At 43.1% G+C, this 22,122-nt stretch carries 20 protein-coding genes and 1 pseudogene; 9 read left to right on the top strand and 12 right to left on the bottom strand.

Annotated elements, in window-relative coordinates; translation table 11 throughout:
- Positions 1 to 116 precede the first annotated feature (116 nt).
- The 4 genes from PREBIDRAFT_RS09650 to PREBIDRAFT_RS09635 all read left to right on the top strand — a co-directional run bounded on the left by PREBIDRAFT_RS09650 (position 117) and on the right by PREBIDRAFT_RS09635 (position 9,600).
- Positions 117 to 5,219: a translocation/assembly module TamB domain-containing protein gene (locus tag PREBIDRAFT_RS09650; protein WP_004338005.1), complete on the top strand. Its 5,103-nt coding sequence runs from the start codon at positions 117 to 119 to the stop codon at positions 5,217 to 5,219.
- A gap of 17 nt (positions 5,220 to 5,236) precedes the next feature.
- Positions 5,237 to 7,651 carry a translocation and assembly module lipoprotein TamL gene (gene tamL / locus PREBIDRAFT_RS09645; protein ID WP_004338004.1) on the top strand — a complete coding sequence of 805 codons (2,415 nt, stop codon included), beginning with the start codon at positions 5,237 to 5,239 and terminating at the stop codon, positions 7,649 to 7,651.
- Between the two features lie 174 nt (positions 7,652 to 7,825).
- Positions 7,826 to 8,038, top strand: a complete 213-nt coding sequence (locus PREBIDRAFT_RS09640) for a hypothetical protein (RefSeq protein ID WP_004338003.1) — start codon at positions 7,826 to 7,828, stop codon at positions 8,036 to 8,038.
- Between the two features lie 2 nt (positions 8,039 to 8,040).
- Positions 8,041 to 9,600 carry a RapZ C-terminal domain-containing protein gene (locus PREBIDRAFT_RS09635; RefSeq protein WP_004338002.1) on the top strand — a complete coding sequence of 520 codons (1,560 nt, stop codon included), beginning with the start codon at positions 8,041 to 8,043 and terminating at the stop codon, positions 9,598 to 9,600.
- Between the two features lie 69 nt (positions 9,601 to 9,669).
- Here PREBIDRAFT_RS09635 and PREBIDRAFT_RS11905 read toward each other — a convergent pair whose 3' ends face one another.
- The 4 genes from PREBIDRAFT_RS11905 to PREBIDRAFT_RS09615 form a co-directional block, all read right to left on the bottom strand.
- Positions 9,670 to 9,825: a DUF4113 domain-containing protein gene (locus PREBIDRAFT_RS11905; protein WP_080547860.1), complete on the bottom strand. Its 156-nt coding sequence runs from the start codon at positions 9,823 to 9,825 to the stop codon at positions 9,670 to 9,672.
- 158 nt (positions 9,826 to 9,983) lie between these two features.
- Positions 9,984 to 11,237 (bottom strand): type II toxin-antitoxin system HipA family toxin, encoded by a 1,254-nt coding sequence (locus PREBIDRAFT_RS09625; RefSeq protein WP_004338001.1) that lies wholly within the window; start codon positions 11,235 to 11,237, stop codon positions 9,984 to 9,986.
- Positions 11,238 to 11,240: 3 nt separating this feature from the next.
- Positions 11,241 to 11,558 carry a helix-turn-helix domain-containing protein gene (locus tag PREBIDRAFT_RS09620; RefSeq protein WP_004338000.1) on the bottom strand — a complete coding sequence of 106 codons (318 nt, stop codon included), beginning with the start codon at positions 11,556 to 11,558 and terminating at the stop codon, positions 11,241 to 11,243.
- 83 nt (positions 11,559 to 11,641) lie between these two features.
- Positions 11,642 to 11,932, bottom strand: a complete 291-nt coding sequence (locus tag PREBIDRAFT_RS09615; protein WP_004339803.1) for a hypothetical protein — start codon at positions 11,930 to 11,932, stop codon at positions 11,642 to 11,644.
- A gap of 210 nt (positions 11,933 to 12,142) precedes the next feature.
- Between PREBIDRAFT_RS09615 and PREBIDRAFT_RS11820 the strand changes: the two are divergent.
- The 3 genes and pseudogenes from PREBIDRAFT_RS11820 to PREBIDRAFT_RS11815 all read left to right on the top strand — a co-directional run.
- Positions 12,143 to 12,250: pseudogene (locus tag PREBIDRAFT_RS11820) on the top strand (transposase family protein); the annotation flags it as partial.
- A complete protein-coding gene (locus tag PREBIDRAFT_RS10805) occupies positions 12,233 to 12,415 on the top strand; it encodes a helix-turn-helix domain-containing protein (protein WP_004337999.1) in 183 nt (60 codons plus the stop codon). The pseudogene PREBIDRAFT_RS11820 and the gene PREBIDRAFT_RS10805, both read left to right, overlap by 18 nt.
- Positions 12,403 to 12,621, top strand: a complete 219-nt coding sequence (locus PREBIDRAFT_RS11815) for a transposase (protein WP_004337998.1) — start codon at positions 12,403 to 12,405, stop codon at positions 12,619 to 12,621. The genes PREBIDRAFT_RS10805 and PREBIDRAFT_RS11815 overlap by 13 nt, the downstream gene beginning before the upstream one ends.
- A 267-nt stretch (positions 12,622 to 12,888) precedes the next feature.
- Here PREBIDRAFT_RS11815 and PREBIDRAFT_RS09600 read toward each other — a convergent pair whose 3' ends face one another.
- The 4 genes from PREBIDRAFT_RS09600 to PREBIDRAFT_RS09590 all read right to left on the bottom strand — a co-directional run bounded on the left by PREBIDRAFT_RS09600 (position 12,889) and on the right by PREBIDRAFT_RS09590 (position 16,651).
- Positions 12,889 to 14,058: a PepSY-associated TM helix domain-containing protein gene (locus PREBIDRAFT_RS09600; RefSeq protein WP_004337997.1), complete on the bottom strand. Its 1,170-nt coding sequence runs from the start codon at positions 14,056 to 14,058 to the stop codon at positions 12,889 to 12,891.
- A 945-nt stretch (positions 14,059 to 15,003) separates the two neighbouring features.
- Positions 15,004 to 15,159, bottom strand: a complete 156-nt coding sequence (locus tag PREBIDRAFT_RS11290; RefSeq protein WP_004337996.1) for a zinc ribbon domain-containing protein — start codon at positions 15,157 to 15,159, stop codon at positions 15,004 to 15,006.
- A gap of 18 nt (positions 15,160 to 15,177) precedes the next feature.
- The gene (locus PREBIDRAFT_RS09595; RefSeq protein ID WP_004337995.1) at positions 15,178 to 16,311 is read right to left on the bottom strand and encodes an AAA family ATPase; all 1,134 of its coding nucleotides are present in this window, start codon (positions 16,309 to 16,311) and stop codon (positions 15,178 to 15,180) included.
- A 127-nt stretch (positions 16,312 to 16,438) separates the two neighbouring features.
- Complete coding sequence (locus tag PREBIDRAFT_RS09590) at positions 16,439 to 16,651, bottom strand: hypothetical protein (protein WP_155114402.1); 213 nt, start codon at positions 16,649 to 16,651, stop codon at positions 16,439 to 16,441.
- A gap of 61 nt (positions 16,652 to 16,712) precedes the next feature.
- On the opposite strand from PREBIDRAFT_RS09590, the gene PREBIDRAFT_RS09585 reads away from it, so the two are divergent.
- Together PREBIDRAFT_RS09585 and PREBIDRAFT_RS09580 are read left to right on the top strand one after the other, a co-directional pair.
- On the top strand, positions 16,713 to 16,976 hold the full coding sequence (locus PREBIDRAFT_RS09585) for a type II toxin-antitoxin system Phd/YefM family antitoxin (RefSeq protein WP_004337994.1): 264 nt from the start codon (positions 16,713 to 16,715) through the stop codon (positions 16,974 to 16,976).
- Complete coding sequence (locus PREBIDRAFT_RS09580; protein WP_004337993.1) at positions 16,964 to 17,233, top strand: Txe/YoeB family addiction module toxin; 270 nt, start codon at positions 16,964 to 16,966, stop codon at positions 17,231 to 17,233. Before PREBIDRAFT_RS09585 ends, PREBIDRAFT_RS09580 begins: the two co-directional genes overlap by 13 nt.
- Before the next feature lie 259 nt (positions 17,234 to 17,492).
- Here the strand turns inward: PREBIDRAFT_RS09580 and PREBIDRAFT_RS09575 are convergent, their stop codons facing one another.
- From PREBIDRAFT_RS09575 to PREBIDRAFT_RS09560, 4 genes are read right to left on the bottom strand one after another with little or no spacing between them, the layout of a single operon-like run.
- Positions 17,493 to 18,464: a hypothetical protein gene (locus PREBIDRAFT_RS09575; protein WP_155114400.1), complete on the bottom strand. Its 972-nt coding sequence runs from the start codon at positions 18,462 to 18,464 to the stop codon at positions 17,493 to 17,495.
- A gap of 21 nt (positions 18,465 to 18,485) precedes the next feature.
- Positions 18,486 to 19,856: a BT_3987 domain-containing protein gene (locus PREBIDRAFT_RS09570; RefSeq protein WP_004337990.1), complete on the bottom strand. Its 1,371-nt coding sequence runs from the start codon at positions 19,854 to 19,856 to the stop codon at positions 18,486 to 18,488.
- Positions 19,857 to 19,893: 37 nt separating this feature from the next.
- A complete protein-coding gene (locus PREBIDRAFT_RS09565; protein WP_004337989.1) occupies positions 19,894 to 21,039 on the bottom strand; it encodes a DUF1735 and LamG domain-containing protein in 1,146 nt (381 codons plus the stop codon).
- Between the two features lie 6 nt (positions 21,040 to 21,045).
- Complete coding sequence (locus PREBIDRAFT_RS09560) at positions 21,046 to 22,089, bottom strand: glycoside hydrolase family 18 (protein ID WP_004337988.1); 1,044 nt, start codon at positions 22,087 to 22,089, stop codon at positions 21,046 to 21,048.
- Positions 22,090 to 22,122: the final 33 nt, after the last annotated feature.

Genomic DNA, 22,122 nt, shown 5'->3' with positions numbered 1-22,122 from the left:
TTTTTGTATGGCTTGGTGTGTATGGATAAAATTTGCAAGTAAAGATTTCGCCTTTTTGGGATATTTTCCCTATCTTTGTTCCCCAACTAAGGGAAACTTACCCTATCTAAGCGCTTATGAAGAAAGGACTAAAATGGATGCTAGCAGTGGTGCTAACACCTATCGTTATATTTTTATTGCTATTATTGCTGCTTTATATCCCACCCATTCAGAATTGGGCTATAAAGAAGGCTGTTGTACATCTTACTGAAACCACAGGAATGCAAGCCAAGCTCAAGCACGTGAGTCTTAGCTTCCCATTAGACTTGCAGATGGATAGCGTGCTACTCACACGCCCCAACGATACGATTGCTCACCAAACAGATACCGTTGCCGATGTGCAACGACTTGTGGTAAAGGTGCAGCTAATGCCATTGTTTGATGGTAAGGTGGAAGTGGACGAACTCACGTTTAATAAGCTGAAAGCCAATACCACCAACTTTATTGGCGACCTTCGTATTCGTGGCAATCTTGATCGGCTTCACCTTATAAGCCATAACATCGACATCAATGGCGACTCTATGAAAATAGATCAAGCCGACTTTCGTGGGGGTTGGGTAGATGTGGCTTTGGGCGACACGGTGCCAGAGGATACCACGAAGAAGAAATCGCTTTGGCGCATCAAGATCGACAAGCTAAGCCTTGAGCAAACCCGTTTTGCCCTCCACATGCCGGGCGACTCTATGCGCATCAACGCACAGTTTGATAAGGCGACAGCCCTTCGCACGCATCTCCTTTTACATGACGACACCTATAAGATAGGGTCGCTCGACTGGAATGGCGGTGGGCTAGCCTACGAGCTGCCTTTTACCCAAGCACAAAAGACAGGCTTCGATAGCAATCATTTAGCTATGAGCGAGGTTAATATTGGGATCGACTCGTTTGTTTATGCGAAGCCAAATATCAACCTTACGGTAAGAGCAGCCAACTTTAAAGAGAAAAGCGGACTCACAGTGGAGGAATTTACAGGGGCATTTGCCTATAATCAGAAGTCGATAATCTTGCCCAATACGCACATCAAGCTGCCTAACTCACGGCTAGATGGTCGCTTCGCTATGGATCTTAATGTTTTCGACGATACACACCCCGGACGGCTCAGCACGGAGCTACGAGGCTATTTAAGCAAAACCGATCTCAAGCCTTTCCTCTCTGCTATGCCACGGCACATCTACCAAGCCTTTCCAAACGATAGGCTCAGCCTTGGGGGTAGCATTGATGGCAACCTGCAAAAAGCCGCTTTCCGCCGTTTACACCTTGCTATGCCCAGACGCTTCGACCTTACAGCGACGGGCAGTGTGGCAAATATCATAGGCAAAAAGCCGTTCTACAGCAGTTTTAAGCTAAAAGGAAAGGCACAAAATCTCGACTTCATTCGTCCTATGATGCCCCGCAATGTGGCAAAAACCATTCGTATCCCACACGGTATTGGGGTGGATGGTCGGTTCGCAATGGGCAATACGCTTTATACGGGCAATACGCTTATTACGCAAGGAGGCGGATCGGTACTTGCCCACTTTGCGTATAATTTGCAAACCGATAATTATAAAGCCAATATCAAAGCACGCAATTTCCCACTGCAAAACTTCCTGCCGGGGAAGGGACTTGGTACGTTCTCGGGTGCGATAGCCACACATGGGCATGGCACCGATGTGCTGAACCATCGCTCCTCAATGAACCTCTCGGCTAGCATTGCTCGCTTTAAGTACGACAAATATGTGTTAGATGGTTTCGGAGGAAAGATAAATAAGGTGGGCGATAAGCTGTCCGCCGACATCAATAGCACCAACAAAATGGTGGGAGGACGGTTTGCTTTCCGTGGGCGGTTGGCTCAAAACCTTGTAGCAGGACACGTAAAAGGCACGCTTGCTCGTATTGATTTGCAAGCACTTGGAGCTATGAAGGAGCATTATGTGGTATCGGGCTGGACCGATGCCGAGCTACGCTCGAACATGAAGGACAAACATTATTTTAGCGGTCCGCTACGTGGTTTCAAGGTCGTTGAGGAAGGTAAGAAAGGTAGCAGCATGCTTGTGGCAGGCAATGTGCTGGCTACGGCAAATGTTGTGGGTAGCCACATTGATGCAAAGGTGCAGGGGCATGTGTCGGATACCAACTTGAAAGCCCTCCATATCATGGATAAGGCTTACCATATCAATACCGATGCTAATATCCATTATACACAAGACGGGGGCAATCGCTACACTATAAAAGGTAATGTGCAGCGCTTTAACCTCACCGAGCATCGTGGAAAAACAATTGTTCCACTTATGGTGGGCAACTTCAATATGGACATTGCCATGCGTGGTAAGCAGGTGGGCGGAACGCTAACAGGCAACCTTGGCGAAGCCGATTTGTACCAGCTAGGCATTGTGGATAACCCTATGAAAACACGTGGAACGCTAGATGTCTACTTTGCCTCTAACGGTGGTGATGATCTAAAGGTGAAGGGCTTGTTAGGCAATGTTACCATTGATGAGGAAAACAAACGCTATACGCCGGGAGATGTCCTCGTGGATATTGTGAGCTCGCAGGGCAGTTTCAGTGCAAAAGTAGAGGGTGGCGACTTCCATTTGAATACCGCTATGGACAGTGGTGTGCAGCAGCTGGGCAAGAAGTTTGGTGCCATTGCCAACGCTATTAGTCAGCAATTGACGAATAAGCGCATTGACCAAGCAGCCATTCTTCGTTTCCTTCCACATGGACATCTACAGTTGAATACTGGCAAATCCAACTTCTTTAGTCAGCTATTGGCAAACAGAGGCTACCAGTTTACCCACGCCGATATTAACATAATGTCATCGCCCGATCATGGTATAGACGGCACTATCGCCATCGACTCGCTCGCTTATAACGATGTGCGCATGGATAAAGTGAATGTGGATCTGAAGAGCAACGAGGGTAAGATAGGCTATACTGGAACGATAGTAAACGGTGCTAACAACAATTATCCATACACCGCCTTCCTCAATGGTACACTTTACGAACATGGTGTGCGTACCCAAATAGCCATTTGGGATCAACGAGGCAGGGTGGGTATCGACCTTACTTTGCAAGCAGCAATGGCAGATCAAGGTTTACGCTTTAATATCACATCGAAGGATGCCATATTGGGTTATAAGACCTTTGCCGTCAACGACTCTAACTATGTTTATATAGGACGCGACCAACGTGTATCAGCCCATGTAGATATGCTTGCCAAAGACGGTACAGGTGTGAAGGTGCGCACCGATGATGAAGATACCGAAGCATTGCAAGATCTCACCCTCTCTATTAACAAACTAGAGCTAGGCGAAATCTTTAAGTTCTTGCCTTTTATGCCAAATATGTCGGGCGAGCTGAATGGCGACTACCACGTTGTGCAAACCCCATCGCAGCTTAGTGTGTCGAGCGATATGAACATCAAACGCTTTGTGTATGAACATAACCGTATGGGCAATTTGGGCGTGCAAATGGTATATATGCCAAAAGGCGAGAATAGCCACTATGTAGATGCGCTTATTAGCAAGGACGACATCGAAGTGGGTAAGCTTACGGGTACTTACGATAATGCTGGTGAAGGCTATTTAGATGCGGTTCTCGATATGAATAAGTTCCCTCTAAATTATGTAAATGGCTTCATTCCAAACGGCATTGTAGGCTTGCGAGGTGCTGGCTACGGCTCGTTAATGATGCAGGGACCACTGAACAAGCTTGATGTCAATGGCGAGATAAAAGCCGACTCGGCTTATTTGGTGAGCGATCCATACGGTGTAGAGATGCGCTTTGGCAATCAACCGTTGGTGATAGCAAATAGTGCGATAGCTTTTAACGATTTCAAGGTGTATGGTGCTAACAACAAACCGCTGACGATGAACGGAGCACTCGACTTCTCGAATACCAACCGTGTGATGCTAAATATGACACTTCAAGCACAGGATTTCCTACTCATCAATGCTAAGGAAAACCCACGCTCGGAGGCATACGGTAAGGCGTTTGTCAATTTTATCGGCAATGTGCAGGGAGAGGTGAGCAATCTTCATTTAAGAGGTAAACTAGATGTGTTGGGAAGTACCGATATGACCTACATTGTGAAAGAGCAAACCTTGATGAGCGATACACAGCTCAAGGATCTGGTGAAGTTTACCAATTTCAAGGATTCTACAGAGCAAGTAGTACGTCGTCCCGACCTTACAGGCTTTGCAATGGACTTGCGCTTAAATATTGATGAGCAAGCACATATTAAGACAATCCTCAATCCCGAACACACCAACTATATTGATATGATAGGTGGAGGTGGGCTTAACCTAAGTTACGATCCTACCAACGGAGCGCAGTTGCGTGGGCGTTATACGCTCAATAGTGGTGAGATGAAGTACACCATGGATGTTATTCCTTTGCGCACCTTCCATATTCGAGAGGGTAGTTATGTCGACTTCACGGGCGATCCTATGCAGCCTACGCTGAATATCATTGCTACTGAAGCCGTTCGTGCGAGCGTTTCGAGTGGGGAAGGAAATGGTAAATTGGTCGATTTCAATTGTGGTGTGAAGCTCACAAAACAGTTTCCTAAGCCAAGTTTAGAGTTTATTATCGAAGCTCCTGACGATCAAGAAATGGAAAATGCGTTAAAGACAAAATCGTTGGAGGAGCGTTCTAAACTAGCCGTTACGATGCTAGCGAGTGGCTTATACTTCGACGGTGAGAATACATCGAGTGCTAACACAGCAATGAATGGTGCTTTGGCGAGCTTCTTGCAAACACAAGTAAACGCAATAACAGGGCGCGCCCTTAGCTCAATGGGGCTAGACCTATCGGCTAATTTGGAAACGGCAGCCGATGTAAATGGCTCATTACACACCGACTATACCTTCAAATTTTCGAAGCGTTTCTTAAACAATCGTTTGAGAATTATCCTCGGTGGACGTGTGTCGACAGGCTCTACGCTGTCGCGCGATAATGGGGCTTACTTCGATAACTTCTCTTTGGAATATCGTCTTAATAAGCGTGAAACAAAATATCTCAAACTCTATTATGAACGAGAGGCATACGACTGGCTAGAGGGCGATCTCAGCGAGTATGGCATTGGTTTCCTATGGCGACGCAAGTTAGCTCGCTTTAAGGACATCTTCCGCTTTAAGAAAGACAGCGTTGCAACGCCAAAAACTGTAGTAAAAGACTCGTTAGTAAACTTTGTGAAGTGAGAAAAGAACAGAAAATAATGAAATATCCATTCCTAAAAAGAAATGCTATGAGAGGGCTTCCCCTTCTCTTGCTTATAAGTGTTGGGGTGTTTGTGCTAGCAGCTTGTAGCACTACCGCTGGTTTGCGTGATGATCAGCAGCTATATACAGGTATGCTTTCAACAAAATATAACAACTACGAGAAGAACGACCATTTTCTGAACGTGCAAGAAGAACTCGACCTTGTGCTTGCTTCAAAGCCAAATGGTGCGCTCTTTGGTAGTCCGTCTATTCGCTCTCCTTTCCCCATTGGCTTATGGATATGGAACGCTTTTGCAAAGGATACTACCCGTTTTAGTCGTTGGCTAGTAAAAGCCTTTGGCTCTACTCCCGTTACCATCAGCGCCGTTACGCCCAACTTGCGTGTGCAGGTGGGTGAAAACCTATTGAAAAAGCGAGGTTATTTCAATGGAAAAGTTTATTATGAGCCTGTTCCGCAGCGTAATCCCAAGAAGGTAAAACTAAAATACACAGTCGATATGGGGCATCTTTGGACACTCGATAGTATCCGATATGTCAACTTCCCCAACTATATGGACACGCTCATTGTGGCTAGCAAACCATTGGCAGAGATCAATATAGGCGACCCCTTTGATGTGGCTACCCTTGAAAAAGAACGCCAACGTCTTACCACACTGTTTAAGGATAATGGCTATTACTATTATCAAAACAATGATGCTAGCTATCTTGCCGACACTACAGCAATACATGGTAAGGCAAGGATGCGCCTTCAATTAGCCGATTCGGTAGGCGAGCAAGCACTTCGACAGTGGTATATAGGCAACATTACGGTAAATCTTCGGAACGACTTCTTTGAGGAATTAACACAGCAACATAAGTCGCGTAGGTTTACGATTAACTACAATGGTAAGCGTCCTAAGCTCCGTACACGTGTGTTGAATAACGAGTTGAAGATAAAAAAAGGCAGCCTTTACAGCTATGAACAGTATCAAAAGAGTCGTCAAAATCTAAATTCTACAGGTATTTTCCAAGCTACCAATTTCACCTTTACCCCTACCGACTCGACCGATACTTGTAAGGTGCTCGACCTAAAGATTGATGCCGTGTTTGATAAGCCATACGATTTCTCTGTTGAAGCTTATGGTAAGGGTAAGACTAATCAGCGTTATGGTCCAGAACTTGTTCTCGGACTTACCAAGCGTAACGCCTTCCGAGGTGGCGAACTGCTGAATATCAATTTGCATGGATCTTACGAATGGTCGTCGGCGCGTAGTAATGGAGGTAGCACGTTTAGCCTCAACAACTATGAATATGGTGTAGAAACAAGCTTACAGTTTCCCCGTATCCTGAACCCTTTCCGTATGCCTAAGAAGTGGCGACGAGCGCACAGAGCAAAGCAAGTGGCAAAGGCTTTGGCAAAGGGCGAAACATACAGGGCTAAGCCACGTCCTACTTTCTTCTCCACTCCTACTACCCTTCTCAAGGCAGCTTTTAATATTCTCAATCGTGCAGAATACTTCCGTCGGCATGTAGTATCGGGCGAGTTTACCTATCAATGGCAGCCTAACGAGCGCAATATGTTTAGTCTCTCACCACTCATTCTCACCTATGAGTATATGAACACCACTACGCCTACCTATGACGAGCTAGCCGATAAGCAACCTTATCTAAAGGTATCTATGGCAGATCAGTTTATCCCGAAGATGCAATTCCAATACACGTATATGAGTCCAAGCACGTATCAGAACCCTATTAAGTGGTGGACAACGGTGAGTGAGGCTTCTAATATCCTATCGCTCGGATATTTAGCAGCAGGCAAAAAATGGAATGAAAAGGATAAGCAGTTGTTTAAAAACCCATACGCTCAGTTCTTTAAGGTGGAAACCAACTTTACAAAGACATGGGCATTGGCAAAGAAATCTACCATTGCTGCCCATATCAATGCGGGGGTTATCTGGACGTATGGTAACAGCATGGCTGCTCCCTACACCGAGCAATTCTATGTGGGAGGTGCCAATAGCGTGCGTGCTTTCAATGTGCGCGAGATAGGTCCGGGCAAGTATCGTTCGGCAGAGAGAGCTTATTCGTATGTAGAGCAAACGGGCGATATTAAGCTACAAGCTAACGTAGAGTATCGCCCTCATCTCTTCGGATCGCTTTATGGAGCTGTGTTCCTCGATGCAGGTAATGTGTGGTTGATGCACAACGATGAGGATCGCCCTAACGGACAGTTTAAATTTAGGAATATGCTCACACAGGTAGCACTTGGCACTGGTGTGGGACTTCGTTATGATTTGGGCTACTTCATGATTCGCCTCGACTGGGGCTTCGGACTCCATGTGCCTTACGATACGGGCAAATCGGGCTTCTATAACGTATCTTCATTCCGCGATGCACAAGCCCTTCACCTTGCTATAGGGTTGCCATTCTAGGAGAGTGGAGAGTGGAGAGTTGAGAGTGGAGAGAGTTCCATTCCTAGGTTTTCTAGGATTCCTAGGATTCCTAGTACCCCTAGTATTCCTAGTACCCCTAGAATACCTAGTATCCCTAGAAAAATTCTCAACTCTCAATTCTCAATTCTCAATTATTTTCCTACCTTTGTTGTTATGAAAGCAAATATTAATTGGAAGCATTTTTTAGTACTCTTCATCGTGATAGGAGGACTATATTACATTACACACTCTCTTTGGATTACAGGCGGCATTATGGCAATTCTTTTGCTTATCGACGGACTCTTGATGCAATATGAACATAGGAAGCGTGGAGAGCGTGAGATAGAAGAGATTACAAGAAAGCTGAAAGACGAAAAGGAAGATTAAGAATGGAAAAATTAATCGCCTTATACGAGCAGTGGGCAGGACACACCCCTACACATACCGAGAAGCTGCCTGGGGCTGGTAGCAACCGAAGCTACTATCGTTTTACCGACAAAGCGGGGAAAACGGTAATTGGGGTAATAGGTACTAGTCGTGATGAGAACCACGCCTTTATCTATCTTTCTGAGCATTTCACGGAGCGTAAGCTACCTGTGCCACGTGTATTGGCAGTGAGCGACGACGAGTTGCGTTATCTTCAGGACGATCTTGGCGATCGTTCCCTCTTTGAAGCGATAAAGGGTGGTCGTGAAGCAGGGGGAAGATACAACCTTAAGGAGCAGGAACTCTTGAAGAAAACCATACGCGAACTACCTAATATACAGATGCGTGGCGCACACGGACTAGACTTCTCTCATTGCTATCCACAGGCAGAATTTGATCAAGAGGGGGTGCTTTTCGATCTCAACTACTTTAAATATTGCTTTTTAAAGGCAACGGGAGTCGACTTTCATGAACTGAAGTTGGAAGCCAACTTCCGTATGCTTGCTAAGGATCTCACCGCCGAGCCTATGGAGGCTTTTCTCTATCGCGACTTTCAGGCACGTAATGTGATGCTCGATAGAGATGGAAAACCCTATTTTATCGACTTCCAAGGTGGCAGAAAAGGGCCTTATTACTACGATCTTGCGTCATTCCTATGGCAGGCAAGTGCGAAGTATTCGTTTAAATTGCGCCGCCAATTGGTGGCAGAATACTACGAAAGTTTGAAGCAATATGTCGAAGTGCCTAGCGTTCGCCACTTCGTTTCACGTCTTTCCCTCTTTGTGCTTTTTCGCACCCTTCAGGTGTTAGGTGCTTACGGCTTTCGTGGTTATTTCGAGCATAAGAAACATTTCCTTGAGTCGATTCCCGGAGCTATCCAAAACTTGCGTGATCTGCTCGCTATGGAAGGCGCACAGTTTCCTTACACTCACCTTATGGACGTGTTGCAAAGGCTTACCCTACTGCCACAATTTGCACCCAAAGTGGAACCTCAAAAGGAGCGTGCCGATGGTTTTAAAACAGCCGAGAAAGATATTTATGAGGCAAAGGCACAGGACGGTCCTGCCACATTCTCTAAGTATGATGGCAAAGGCCCGCTGGTGGTAAAAGTGTTTAGCTTCTCCTTTAAGAAAGGCATTCCTACCGACGACTCAGGCAATGGTGGCGGCTATGTGTTCGATTGTCGCAGCACGCACAACCCCGGTCGTTACGAGCCTTATAAGAAAATCAACGGACTGACCGAACCTGTTATTCGCTTCCTTGAGGACGATGGCGAGATAACAGCGTTTCTAAAGCCTGTCTATGCACTAGCCGATCACCATGTGGAGCGTTACATTCAGCGCGGCTTCACCAGTCTGATGTTCTGCTTTGGCTGCACAGGCGGTCAGCATCGCTCCGTATATAGTGCGCAACATTTAGCCGAACATCTCCACGAGAAGTTTGGCATAGAGGTACGTATCGTACATCGTGAGCAAGGCATTGAGCAAGTATTGCCCGCCAAATCTTCACACGATACCCACTAAGGCAAGCTATTTCTACCGCAAAAGGGCATTTCCTACCTATCGGAAATGCCCTTTTGCTTATTACCTTCTTCAGACCTTGGAGGTCAGAATCTGAGTGATATCTGTAAGGTAGTTACCGCTACGATGCTCACTCCGTGCATACCACAGCTGATGCCATTCGCCCTCGACGGTCAGATGGAGAGTATTTACGCTGTAACGCTGGTTGATGCTGTCGATGGCGGGCATAAGGAGAAGAGAAAATTTCTGATTGTCCTAATTTTAATTCTTCTTTTTTCGTATTATTGATACAATTTTCATTTGGAAAGAGTATCTGCTAAAAAGGAACTATTATTAAGTTGCTAAGATAGCACGATCATTATATTTCTTACTTAGTATTGATAAAGCTAATGAAAAATGATTCCTTGTTCGTACCTATCTGCGAAATAGCTTATTTCCCTTTTTGTGAATCCTACATCTACTGCCTTGCTCTCCCAATTCATCATGTTCTGAACTACATCCATAATGATAGTCTTTGCTGTGTGCTCATCAAGCATATAAAGCTCATGGGCATTATAAAGGAGATCTAAAGAAGAGGCGTTTGAATTGACATCGACCAACAATGCTTGATACATGTTGTTGGTTGGATTCATGTCGTAGGCAGGAGATAATTCCCAGCCTTCCGTGTTGAGTAAGAAGGCATGATTACGGAAGTGATCATCAGTGTTGCCAATACAGATATTGAAAGCCACACGTCTGTAGAGTTCCTGCAGATTGGCCTCTACATGGTTTCCCCCACCCGATATAATGAAATCAACAATATCGAGATAACCTTTGCCTGTGCGCTCACCATCGCCATCGTTCAATCCAAGCAAAGTCAATGAGGAAGCCATGTGGACTCTCTGGTCTTGATCATTTCTATCAAACCTTCTCGAAAGCAGAATATCCTGACCATTGCCAGCTTTTATCACGTGAGTTTCTGCCACATTGATACCACATTCTTTCGCCATCAGATGAGCGAAATGCTCCCATCGGGAGACATTGATGTCGTCATTGATTGAGGGGAATTTGGCAATATAAAGATGTCCATCGCTCTGTACGCAAGCTTTTGGTCTGGCACCACCCATCGAAGAACCTGGTTGGAAGAGACGTTGTACCCATTTCTTTTCTGGCTCTAAATGTTTGTACTCGCTCTTCTCAATCTCTCTGGCAGCTTGCAAAAGTTCGTCAATATGAATGGTAGGTGGCACACTATAATCTGGTGAGCAGCTGATATACTCACCCGACGATAGATCTTTGAATCGAAACCCACCCATACGCAGCTCATCCTCCACACCTTTGAGATAATCCCAATCAGATAGTGTATGACTTGTTTTCCCTTCTGTCTCCAGTGTGGTACGGAGGTCTATCAATCGTTGTCCCCATCTGTCGGGGAGTGCATCAGAAAAACAGCCAAAGATATGGTTGCCCTGACTGTATTGTACCCCAGGGTAAGGACGAAGGTCTCGCCCGAAATCTATCTTTGGATAGTGTTTGAGCCAGTTTTTATCAAACTCAAAGGAGAAAACATCAGCGCCTCTTAGGTATTCATGCCCAAGAGTACCGATCTTTTCTTCCTTATCCATCCAGTCGAAACTGGCAATCACATCCAACTTTTCCATATCTTATCTTTTTGATGCTCGTTTCTTATTCTTGATACCTAAGTCCTGTACCATGTGGCCCAGTTCATCATCTTTAGCCAAATAGAGTATATCATCTTCGAGCTGCAGCGCATTGAGTACACGCATCACCACCCCGAGCGACACCGTCGGCTCGCCCTTCTCCAAACGTGAGAGGGTAAGCCTTGTGCATTGCGCACGTTGAGCCACCTGATCCATCGTCAGGTCTCGACGTAATCGGGCTAGGCGGAACTGCTCACCCACAATGTTCAACTTCTCTTGCAGCCCTCTAGTCATCCAGTTGGCTTTGGTAAACTTCGTCATAATGTATCTTTTATGGTGCAAAGATACAATAATATGTTTAGTTTATAATACTTTATTCTGACATTTTTAGCTCTCGACAACTATTATCTGGCTATACACAGTGTTGATTCTTTCAAATGACGATTTATATATTCGTTCAGTTTACTGATGTAAGGCTCGTCCCGTGGTATCTCACTTGTGAAAGTCCATTTGAAGTCATCAACATCAATATATTGCGAGTAGAATTTTATTTTCTCCATAAGCTGTTGGGCGGTTTCAGGTATAGTTTCTTTAATCCCTGCATAGAAGAACAAGGATCCGTTCATATCCCAGGCTTGTAGAGCTTGTTTACCTGAACCAAATTCATCCACGAAGAGTTCTATATTAAGGTTCATCCGACATTTCGAGTGATAACATAAATAAAAAGAAGAAAACTACTTAATTTATTGTATATTTGAATATCCACAAACAAATGTACAATTATGAACAGTAGTTTTCTATATCACGCTTGGGGACTTTACAGCCTCGAATGTACTAGAGAGGAATACAAAGATAATACTATTATTCTGAATGTCTAAAGCAAAAAACGGTTATGTGTATGTCCAAAGTGCGGTAAACGCAATTTGGTTAAGAATGGCTACAGGATTCGGGATTTTGTAGGACTTCCTATCGGTGGAAAGAAGATAATCATCCGCATGAAAGTTCAACGTTACAAATGCAAGCATAAAGATTGTGACTATGACCAGCAGGAGAAAATACCCTTTGCCACAGGCAGTCGCTCCTATACCCATCGTTTTGCCAAATATGTAGTAGATCTTCTCCGTGGCATGACATTAAAGGATGTAGCCAACCACTTGAATGTAACATGGGATACGTAAAGGAGATTCATTCCGTCTATCTCGAACGTCACTACAGTCCACCTTCTCTTAAAGGTGTTAGGAACATTGGTATTGACGAGTTTGCCGTAAAGAAAGGTCATATTTACAAGACTATTGTCGTTGATCTTGATACAGGCAGGATTATCTATGTTGGTGATGGTAAGGGAACTGATGCTCTTGATAGGTTTTGGAAAGAATGTCAGTAGAAGCAATTTGAGCAAGGCTAATGAAATACGCAAGGTCAAGATATTCCAGGAGTTTGCAGACAAGATGGTTTCCATAGCAAGGGAGAAACGAGGAGTCGTCAAGGACTTCTTCATATCGAACAATGTCTATGCGTTCGACTCCTCAACAATATCATTGTGCCTTTCTGTATACTGGTGGACTAAACTGCATCATGGGAAAGGAGGAGTGAAATTGCATGAACTGTATGATGTGAAGACGGACATTCCGACATTTTCTGTCATATAAGCCTATTTCTTTGATTTACGCAGTGTGCGTTTTGCCCATAGATAGTAGCCTGTAATAGGTAGGATCACTCCTATAAGTGTAACGAGCAGTCCTAGTATCTTACTAAACAAGCCACCCCAACTACAGACATGGAGCGAATAGATTAGCCCACCTAACTGCTTTGCTGCTTTTTGGTTTTCGTAGCGTTCTGACTTTGTTATCTTGCCCGTTTGGTTGTCAAACGCGTAGTTGTCGCTAGCACGCTGGTTGCCCCAACGGTCGAAACTTACCTTTGCTTCCCCCTCACTCACCTCTATTGTTTTATAGTTTGGGTTGGTTTTCGCTAATTGATCAGCCACTTTTTGCCACGCATGCGCATCGAGCGTACGAGGCTTATCGCCTTTTTCGCCCGCTTGTGCCTTCTCTTTATGCTCCTTTTCGTATTTCGCACCTACAAGCGAATACAAGCCCGAACGCCACCAAGGAAAGGCATAGCAAAGTCCTGTTATCGCAATGATAAGCAGGAAGGTAAGAGCATAGAAACCACCCGCTACGTGGAGGTCGTACCAAAAGCGTCGCCAACCCTTTGTAGCGTTAATACTTAATCGGTTTTTCAGCATACTCGCTTTGCTTGGAAGCCATATCAGAAAACCCGTAATAAAGATGAGCAACACTATGAGAACACTCCAACCTATCACGGCTTTACCCAAGAAAAAGCTATCGTCTTTAGGACGTTTTTGCAATAAGTTGCGGTGTAAGCTTTGTATTGTAGCCATCGTTTCTAGGCGTGTCGCCTTGCCTTTTACCTCTCCTGTGTATTGGTTTACGTACAAAGCTTGCCGCTTTTTGTTAAGATTTACTTTGTAAGCCTGTGTAGGATCGGCAGCAATGGTAAGGCTTTTTAGCATAATAGGTTCTTCGTCGTCTTTAGCTTGCTTACCTTCTGCTTTCTGCTTTTCCTTTGCCGTGTTAGCCGTTTCAAGTGTTGCAAGATGGGCTTGTGCTATAGCCATAACCTTATCAGCAGGCAAAGCCCTTTTCCCATTATGCTCCACCGTGCGCATATCTGCTTGTGCCACTGCCGTTATTTCGTCCTCAAAGAGGAGCATTCCTCCCGTAAAGGAAATGATAACAAACACTATTCCTATAGGGATAGCGAGCCATACGTGAATGTTTTTGAAGATTTTTTTCATAATCTTATTTTGTTTGTAGATGAGACAAAAAGATGGATAGTGCCAGCATTTTATTTTCAGCAAGTGCATCTGAAAGATGCTATATGCGTAGCCGTAGGTTAAGCGCAGCCTATCTTATGCAAAGATAGTGCAAGCGAGTGCAATACAAGCTTGCTTGAATATTGCCGAGCGCAGCCTATCTTATGCAAAGATAGTAAAAATAGTGAGGAACACAAGCAAATAAAGTTTCAGCTTTAAAAGGTTATCAGTTACTAAGCAAAAGATGATGTTTTACTCACCAAAAGATAACCCTTTGCTCGGTAAAACATTACCTTTTACAACGCACTAGCTATCAAGCAGTTTTAAAAAAGTGCATAAATAATCATTTAATAACAGTAATTGCAAAATAAATGTTACAAATAAGCACATTTGCACCACTACAAAGTGTTAATTGAGAAAAAAAACACCAAAATATTTGCAGTATCATTTATTTTGTGTATATTTGCAATACATAACACGTTTAGCACACCATTTTATACAAAAATGATATGCTAGAAAGGTGTATAACAGTAGATCTTTAAAAGTTTTGAATTGTAATTTAGTTTTCATAATACATTATTTTTGATTAGTAAGAAAAAAAAGCAGGCAGTTCGGAACGAATACCTGCTTTTCAAGTAAACCTAAAAAGATGATGCTATAACTATTTTATACAAAGCTTTAAATCTTTTTGTTCTCTTTTAATCGCTAACAAAATTAAGAAGCAGCGACAAAAAAAAGAAAATCTATAAATAGAAATAAAAGTATAGAAAGAGAGCAACATAATAAGAACACAGCGTAAATACATAATAAAAGATCACAACGTTTAAGGATTTATTCATAAAAGGCGTTCTGCTGGGATTAGCAGGACGCCTTTTGCTTTTCTATATTTTTTTACATTTCAGCCTATAGGAACAAACTACCACTCTCCTATTCGGCAATGCCCTGCCGAAGTATATTGTTCGCCGCTAACAAATCACGTTGATGTACTGCCCCACATTCAGGGCAAGTCCACACACGGTCTTTGAGTGTCAGCGTATCATTCTTATAGCCACACATACAAAGCCTGCTTGATGGATAAAACATTCAGGGACGATATTTTTCTTAAATCAACGGGACATTCCGCTGAATCCATATTTTAAAAATAGGGTCGTTGAAAGATATTTCGGAGCCAACAACGTCAATAAACTCCTTTGAAACCATTGACTGTTTAACACTTTGTACATTTGCCGAACTTTCTAAATGATATTTACCGATGATGTTTTTTGTTGTAAGACCTGTAGCCACACCATCGGCAAGAGCTATAAGAAAATTCTTTTGAAGCCTTGTCAGCGATTCTATATCACGCTGAAAGAACACTTTGTTCTGCTCCAGCAGTTCCTCTAATGCTTGGTCTATCAGTTTGTCAACGACAAGCATATCAGTCTTGTACCATACTATCCACGCCATGTGCTGAACATACGAACTTAAACATTCTGTTATATCGCATATATGTTTAGCATTCTCTGGCGAAATCATTTTGCCAGTCGTTTCAAACTGATTGCAGATGAATGACACCCATTCTTCTTTAGGTATTTTCTGAAGGAACATCATATCGGCAAACTTATAGAAAGGACACGAAGTATCGGCAAAGATACCCATCATAAGATGCCGTTTGCTACCGAATAAGCAGTAGGTAACGCTTTGCTGGTGTTGCCATACCGTGCGCAACTTCTTCTGAAAAGACAGAGAGTCTTTAAAATTGACTATCTGCTGAAACTCATCGAAGCATATCACGATGCGTACGCCTTTCTTCTTGGCTATCTTCTCTGGCAAGCAAAGAATCTCAGCACAGGTTTCGTCTTTCTGATTCCACTCAAACGAGATTTCAAAATCGTTGAGTGGGTCGCTACCAAACGAGAACTTTGGCGTAATGTTGGAAAGAAAATTCTTTCCCATTTCCACCCACTCGTCAATCTTTGAGGACGTCTGCTTGATAACCTCTGTGGCAAGTAACTTGCAGAACTCGTATTCCGACTTGCACGCAAATACGTCGACCATAACCATCTTCACCTTTGGATTATTCTCTTCCAACGCCATCACTTTCTTCACAAGCGAGGTTTTTCCCCATCGCCTTGGCGAAATCAGCACAGTGTTAATACCATGCGTCAGGTTAGCCCGTAGTCGCTTGGTATCTTCCTGACGGTCAGTGAAGAATCTGCCTTCAACGGCTTTTCCAAATGCAAAAGGATTATCCATAATTACGATATATTTTTATTACACCGTAAAATTAGTAATAAGTTTCTTACTAACAAAGTTATTACTAAGTATTTTATTACTAAATACAAAAATGCAGAATTATTGAATGGATGCGTCTCACGTTATCCTATACCGCTCCGCCACCTCGCTCCCAAACCTTTCTCAAACTCGCCACCACAAGGTTATTGCGTGTTACCGTACCGATGTGTTCGCCACGACCGAGGTTGCCCCACCATGCAGTGTCGGGGAGCAGCAGGAGGGTGTCGGCTACGGGGTGTGAGGCAAGGGTAAGCGTGAAGAAAGCAAACTTTTTACAGCGCGTACACAAATGGGTACACAAAATATTTGGAAGTTTGGATTTTTGTTTCTATCTTTGCTATGAACATTATAGCAATAGCGCCATGCAGATAGTATCAACAAGAGAATTTAGAGCCAATCAGAAGAAGTATTTTGAGTTGGCGGAACATGAGCCAGTCTTTGTTTCTCGTAAAAATGCACGTCCCATTGTCATTAGCGTTGCCGATGATGACGACTTTCTTTCAAAGGAAGAACTCTTATCTATTCAGAAAGGGCTGGAGGACATCAAAAACGGCAGAACTTACAGAATGCAGGAGGGTGAGAGCCTTACGGACTTCTTAAAGCGCACAGAGGAATGTATCAAATAGAATTTTCGGAAGAAGCTACAAAGGAACTTCTTAAACTGATGAAATCCGATGTACAAGCTTATAAGAAGTTTGAGAGCCTTATTCCTGAACTTCAGGAACACCCATACACTGGAACTGGACATCCTCACCAGCTTCGACACGTGAATGGCATCTGGTCGAGGAAACTTGACAAGAAGAACCGATTGCGTTATACGGTCAATGATACGACAGTGATAGTGTTCATCGTATCGGCTATTGGGCATTATGATGATAAGTAGGGGCTATATTGAGAGTTGAGGGTTGAGGGTGGAGAGAGGTGAGAGAGGAGAGAGGAGAGTTGAGAGTTGCCCGTCCCCTTTTTCCTACAGAGCTGCGAAATATCAACCACCTTAGCGCCAAAAAAAATCCTAGGAGACTTTTAACTGCAATCTCCTAGGATTAATGTATGTGTGTATGTGTTACTAGTGGGGGCAATATGTACTCATTTTCTGTGTTTCTCTGCTAATAAGCACACTTTGCCTCCCCCTAGCAAAGTTTTTATTTCACAATAGGTACATAGAAATAACCTGTATGAATATAGTCAGGATCTACCTTTGATGCGATACCCCAAACATGTTTTCCATCGTTCTTGAGGATTTCTATTTCGACATTGTCAAAGTTTTGTTCTGAAGCACCCCAATCCTTAACAAACTTCACCTTGCCTTGTGTTTTCTTACCAACAGTTAGATCGCCCTCAAAAAAGAAGTGCATATACATTGCATTCCAATAGTCGAATGATATATGTCCTGAAGTAGCACCATAGGAATCAGAAGAATTGTTATAATACTTAGCATCATCCCATACAGTAATAGGATTGACTAACTTCATAATAGCATCTTTCTCTTCCTGCGTAAATGGGATTTTAGAAACGACAACAGTTACTTTAACCGTTTTAGATAACCCCATCATATCGGTAATGGTAATATTAGCAGAACCCTCTTTCAAAGCAGAAAGAATAATATTATCACCTGATACTTTCTCTACTTTAACGATGCCCGTATTATCGCTTACCGCTGTATAGTTACCATTACCCGCAGTAGCAATAATCGTACCCTTTGCACTATTGTGTCCGAGCTTCATACTTAGCTCATAGGTATCCTTGTTTGTAGCAATCTTCATATACATCGATTTCACTTCGATACGCTTGTAATTGCCTGCCTTATCTGAAAGCACCAAACCCGTAATACCCTTTTTCAGCGTAGTAATCTTAATCGTGTTTCCCTCGAGTAGCGCCTTAGCAATAGTGGTATCTTCTGAGAATATTTTATAGTCGCCACCCCCTTTAAGGATATTCATAGAAGCAGCTTCGCCTACACCTGCATTGATATGCGTAGAGTCTAGCTCAAGGGTGGTAGCAGCTTCGGGAACTACTGTTGTAGCAGTGCTATCGTCGTTGTCGTTGCTACATGCCGTAAAGCCCATTGTAAGGGCTATTGCGGCAAGCATTGAACTTATTATTCTTTTATTCATAATCATCTTTTTATTTAGCTTTTACCAATCTTTCTTAAATGGCTTTTCATTGTAAATCAAATCTTCGTTATAAAAAGTACGTGATACGTTTTGCATTACAGTAAGATTATAACGACTTATAGAAGGGTCGAAAGCAAACCACATGGTGCCACCATATTTTTCGCTAACAATTTTGTTAATATTTGACTGATAAATGTAACGGCTCTGCGTACACTCGCTAGAAGCTTGTATCATGCCCGTACGTTTCAAACCAGGATAGTTGCCCGAAAGATCATAGATCTGACCATAGTCTTGAATAGCAAAGTCGATGAACTCGCCTGGCTGCTTGCCTTTGTATGCTGAAAGTTGTGCAGTACCTCCATAAACGTACACTTCTACAAGGCGATCTTTGCCTAGATATTCTTTAAGATAATAGCACAAGCGAGAAGCTTGGTTACTGTATGGACTTTCAAAGCCAGGATAGTTGCCAGGTTTACTATACTCATCATCAAGGAACACGCCATCGAGATCGTAAGCATCACACATAGCCTTCATGTGGCGAGCGAATGCTTTTGCTCCTTCCTCTGTAAGATTGGTGAGAGCAGCACGATCCCAGTTACCAAGAATACCCATAATAACTTTTATGCCCTTTGCACGCAATGGGGCGAGATACTTCTCCTTATAGTTGAGTAGCTGGGTAACATTTTCGTTGTTCTTGTTATAAACCTCACCTGTTTCCTCATTGTAGTTGATATTACCAGCAAAGAGGACTACCTGATCGAAGAAGTATTTTTTGCTATTTTTTAATGTAAAGCAAAGCGCATTCAAAGGATTACTATTATTTACTTCAGGCATAGAAATATTTATGAAAGGCGAGTTCTTATGGCAATCGGGCATCTTAGAAATATCCTTTACCAAAAGTACAAAGTTGCCGTCCTTAGAGGTTTCAACACCCTTTCCCTTTAGCGAGAGTGGAATGGCATAAGTGCCATTCTCTTCAAGTGCAGCATCTGTTTTATAAGCTACCGAGATAGGAGCCGACTTGCTGTTGCCCTTTTCCACCTGCGTAGCTTCGCCTACGGTAACTAGATTTTCGGGCAGTGCCTGATAACTCGTGTTATGCTCCTTGTTGTAAGCTTCCAGCACCGATGGATCGTAAGTTACAGAAAACTGCTCCTGCTTGTCAAGCGTCTGATTAACATTAACATACATATCTATCGTAGCAGCGTTGTTGAACACAACAGAGTCTGCCTTCATATTGCCATACTTATCAGTAAGAAATACCATAGTCTTTGCAGGCGTTTCAAAGCTTTTTTCGCTTACGCTGCCCACATCTACACTGTCTGAGCAAGAGGCTATTAAACCTCCTACACCAAGCAATAGTGATAATAATTTTATATAGTTTGTTTTCATTAGAAATCTTAATTAATTGGATTGAATTATTAAGTTTTTACTTCTCTGGAAGCGATACATTAAACCATTTTAGCTTTGCATTTGCCGTAGCAGTATTGCCATTGCCAGTATAATCTTTCACTTCTGTGCCACTTTGGTCGTCAAGCTTCCAATAGCCCACCAAGCCTTCACTCTTAGGATCAACACTATAGATATTCTTAGCTATTTCCTCCTGCGTACGTACCACGTCCCACACACGAACTTCCGAGATATAGCCATCTAGCTCACGCCCAGAAGAATAAGAAAAACCTATCATAAAGTCGCGATCAGAACCATTGCCTCTAATATCGACAGACCTTAGATTAAGGTTGCCTTCCGACTGTATTTTTCCATCTACGTAAATTATTACCTTATGTGTTTCGCAGTCTAAGGTCATAGCCACGTGTACCCACTTATTGATAGGAAGCCCCTTTGTTGCATCAGGTGCAGGGAAATTGCCTCCACTGCCTGTAGCTAGCTGCAACTGGTTACCCTTACGATCGGCATCACCAATACGAAGTAAGAAGTTGCCCTCTATACCCATCACAGTAGAGATGAGCTTACTAAGGTCGCGTGCTTTGATAAGTGCCTCAAAGGTTACCTTTGTCATATTACTTACACGGTCAGGAGTAGCCCATTTCACGGTGAGATAGTTGCTATTCTCCATATCGGCTACCACATTTATCAATGATCCTGCACGGAAAATATAGTAATAGGTCTTGGAAGAACTCAACAAGTCGATATTATTCGATGTAACCTTTACAGGAAGTACATATACTAAATCGCGATTGAGCGTATTGAGCTGCTGGAAGGTAATCGTTGCATTGGTCGATTTCACACTACCCACAGGAACACTCACCTCGCTTGTTTCTAGCTTATAACACTCTGTAGGTAAGGCGGTAGCATGAGCATAGTAAGCCTTGTTATAAGTATCAACGAGCGAAGGATCGGCAGCAAAAGTAGCCTTTACTTCTGTTTCAGCAGGACGAGCAAGCGAGATATTCAGCGTTTTGCTGAAGTCGGTCATCGTACCTTTTATAATGGTTTCGCTTACCATAGGTTTCGTATCAATGAAGCCCTTGTTAGCGAAGTTTTCCTCATCATTGCTTTGGCATCCTACAAAGAGCAATGCTAAGAGCGGTAGATATTTTATAATCTTTTTCATGTCAGGTTATTCTTTAACGGAAGGATTAATGATAGAGATAGCTTTTCTTACCACTGGATAAGTAAATGCTGAATGATAATAATCGGCATTTATATCGACGAGAGATAGTCCAGCAATATCGTAGTTGGTATGTTCGGTTATAGCCCAGCGAGCAGCACCAAGTGCAGCATATTGGTTGTTAGTCCAATAGCCTGTCTTTGTGTCGGTAGCATCGAGCGAATACATCATCACCGAAGGAATAATTTTATCCATTGGCACACCTTCCACATTGGCAAAGTTGACATTCTTAGCCACTCCAGCAGCAGTAACTTCTTCGTTGCAAGGAATGATAATATATTTTGCAAACGAGAAGATTTCCTGATTGATAACATTCTGTGGCTTGCCTTGGAAGAATAAGAGCTTGTCGGTATGACGTTTTGCCCAGTCGATAGCAATGCCTATGAAGTCGTGTTCCCACGAGGTAAACTCTGCCTTCTCCTTTTCGCTCATATAGTTTTTATACTTACCATTGTAAGCCATTATGATACCGTCGTAGTTGTGCTTAGTGCAAATATCGAGCGATACTTTTACGGTGTCGACTAAGAAGTCGTTGAACACTTTAAAGGTTTTACCTTCATTTTTCTTATCTTCTGCAAAAGCTTTGGCTTTAGCAAGATAGTCGGTTCGGATCGTCTCAAAGTTGATAGCATACAATACCTTTGTACCTTTCACGTTACGCAAGTAGTTCATGCTCTTTAGGCTTTCCTCGTTGATGCTGTTAGGAGCTGTCAATACAAGATAGTCGAGACTATCTGGCACAGCTTTCATCTGTTGTCCTTGCGAGTTAGGCACAAGATGACTATTGTCAAACCATCCTATAGCTATCTTGTGCTTACCTTGCTTGTAAGCACGAAGATTAGCGAGATAGCTTTCATAGAGCGCAGCATTCTGATTATTGATGCCTGGCTCATTGATTGTAACACTCTCCACATCGGTGTCGCACGCTGTCATTGCAAAGAGCGCAGCAGCACAGGCGAAGGAAGATGCTATATATTTTATAATGTGTTTCATATTTTGTTTGTTCTTATGTTACACTAACTTTTT

The sequence above is a fragment of the Prevotella bivia DSM 20514 genome (assembly GCF_000262545.1).
GTDB classification, from domain to species: domain Bacteria; phylum Bacteroidota; class Bacteroidia; order Bacteroidales; family Bacteroidaceae; genus Prevotella; species Prevotella bivia.
Note: the sequence above shows the minus strand (reverse complement) of the source record. Positions and strands in the feature narration are given on the sequence as shown.

Coding starts and splice junctions, on each gene's coding strand:
- PREBIDRAFT_RS11905 (WP_080547860.1), bottom strand. CDS start 9,825: ATGCCCGCCATCGACAGCATCAACCAGCGTTACAGCGTAAATACTCTC.
- PREBIDRAFT_RS09560 (WP_004337988.1), bottom strand. CDS start 22,089: ATGAAACACATTATAAAATATATAGCATCTTCCTTCGCCTGTGCTGCT.
- PREBIDRAFT_RS09620 (WP_004338000.1), bottom strand. CDS start 11,558: ATGACGAAGTTTACCAAAGCCAACTGGATGACTAGAGGGCTGCAAGAG.
- PREBIDRAFT_RS09580 (WP_004337993.1), top strand. CDS start 16,964: ATGTATCAAATAGAATTTTCGGAAGAAGCTACAAAGGAACTTCTTAAA.
- PREBIDRAFT_RS09565 (WP_004337989.1), bottom strand. CDS start 21,039: ATGAAAAAGATTATAAAATATCTACCGCTCTTAGCATTGCTCTTTGTA.
- PREBIDRAFT_RS09640 (WP_004338003.1), top strand. CDS start 7,826: ATGAAAGCAAATATTAATTGGAAGCATTTTTTAGTACTCTTCATCGTG.
- PREBIDRAFT_RS09635 (WP_004338002.1), top strand. CDS start 8,041: ATGGAAAAATTAATCGCCTTATACGAGCAGTGGGCAGGACACACCCCT.
- PREBIDRAFT_RS11815 (WP_004337998.1), top strand. CDS start 12,403: ATGGGATACGTAAAGGAGATTCATTCCGTCTATCTCGAACGTCACTAC.
- PREBIDRAFT_RS09650 (WP_004338005.1), top strand. CDS start 117: ATGAAGAAAGGACTAAAATGGATGCTAGCAGTGGTGCTAACACCTATC.
- PREBIDRAFT_RS11290 (WP_004337996.1), bottom strand. CDS start 15,159: ATGTTTTATCCATCAAGCAGGCTTTGTATGTGTGGCTATAAGAATGAT.
- PREBIDRAFT_RS09585 (WP_004337994.1), top strand. CDS start 16,713: ATGCAGATAGTATCAACAAGAGAATTTAGAGCCAATCAGAAGAAGTAT.
- PREBIDRAFT_RS10805 (WP_004337999.1), top strand. CDS start 12,233: ATGAAAGTTCAACGTTACAAATGCAAGCATAAAGATTGTGACTATGAC.
- PREBIDRAFT_RS09570 (WP_004337990.1), bottom strand. CDS start 19,856: ATGAAAACAAACTATATAAAATTATTATCACTATTGCTTGGTGTAGGA.
- PREBIDRAFT_RS09625 (WP_004338001.1), bottom strand. CDS start 11,237: ATGGAAAAGTTGGATGTGATTGCCAGTTTCGACTGGATGGATAAGGAA.
- PREBIDRAFT_RS09575 (WP_155114400.1), bottom strand. CDS start 18,464: ATGAATAAAAGAATAATAAGTTCAATGCTTGCCGCAATAGCCCTTACA.
- PREBIDRAFT_RS09595 (WP_004337995.1), bottom strand. CDS start 16,311: ATGGATAATCCTTTTGCATTTGGAAAAGCCGTTGAAGGCAGATTCTTC.
- PREBIDRAFT_RS09615 (WP_004339803.1), bottom strand. CDS start 11,932: ATGAACCTTAATATAGAACTCTTCGTGGATGAATTTGGTTCAGGTAAA.
- PREBIDRAFT_RS09600 (WP_004337997.1), bottom strand. CDS start 14,058: ATGAAAAAAATCTTCAAAAACATTCACGTATGGCTCGCTATCCCTATA.
- tamL (WP_004338004.1), top strand. CDS start 5,237: ATGAAATATCCATTCCTAAAAAGAAATGCTATGAGAGGGCTTCCCCTT.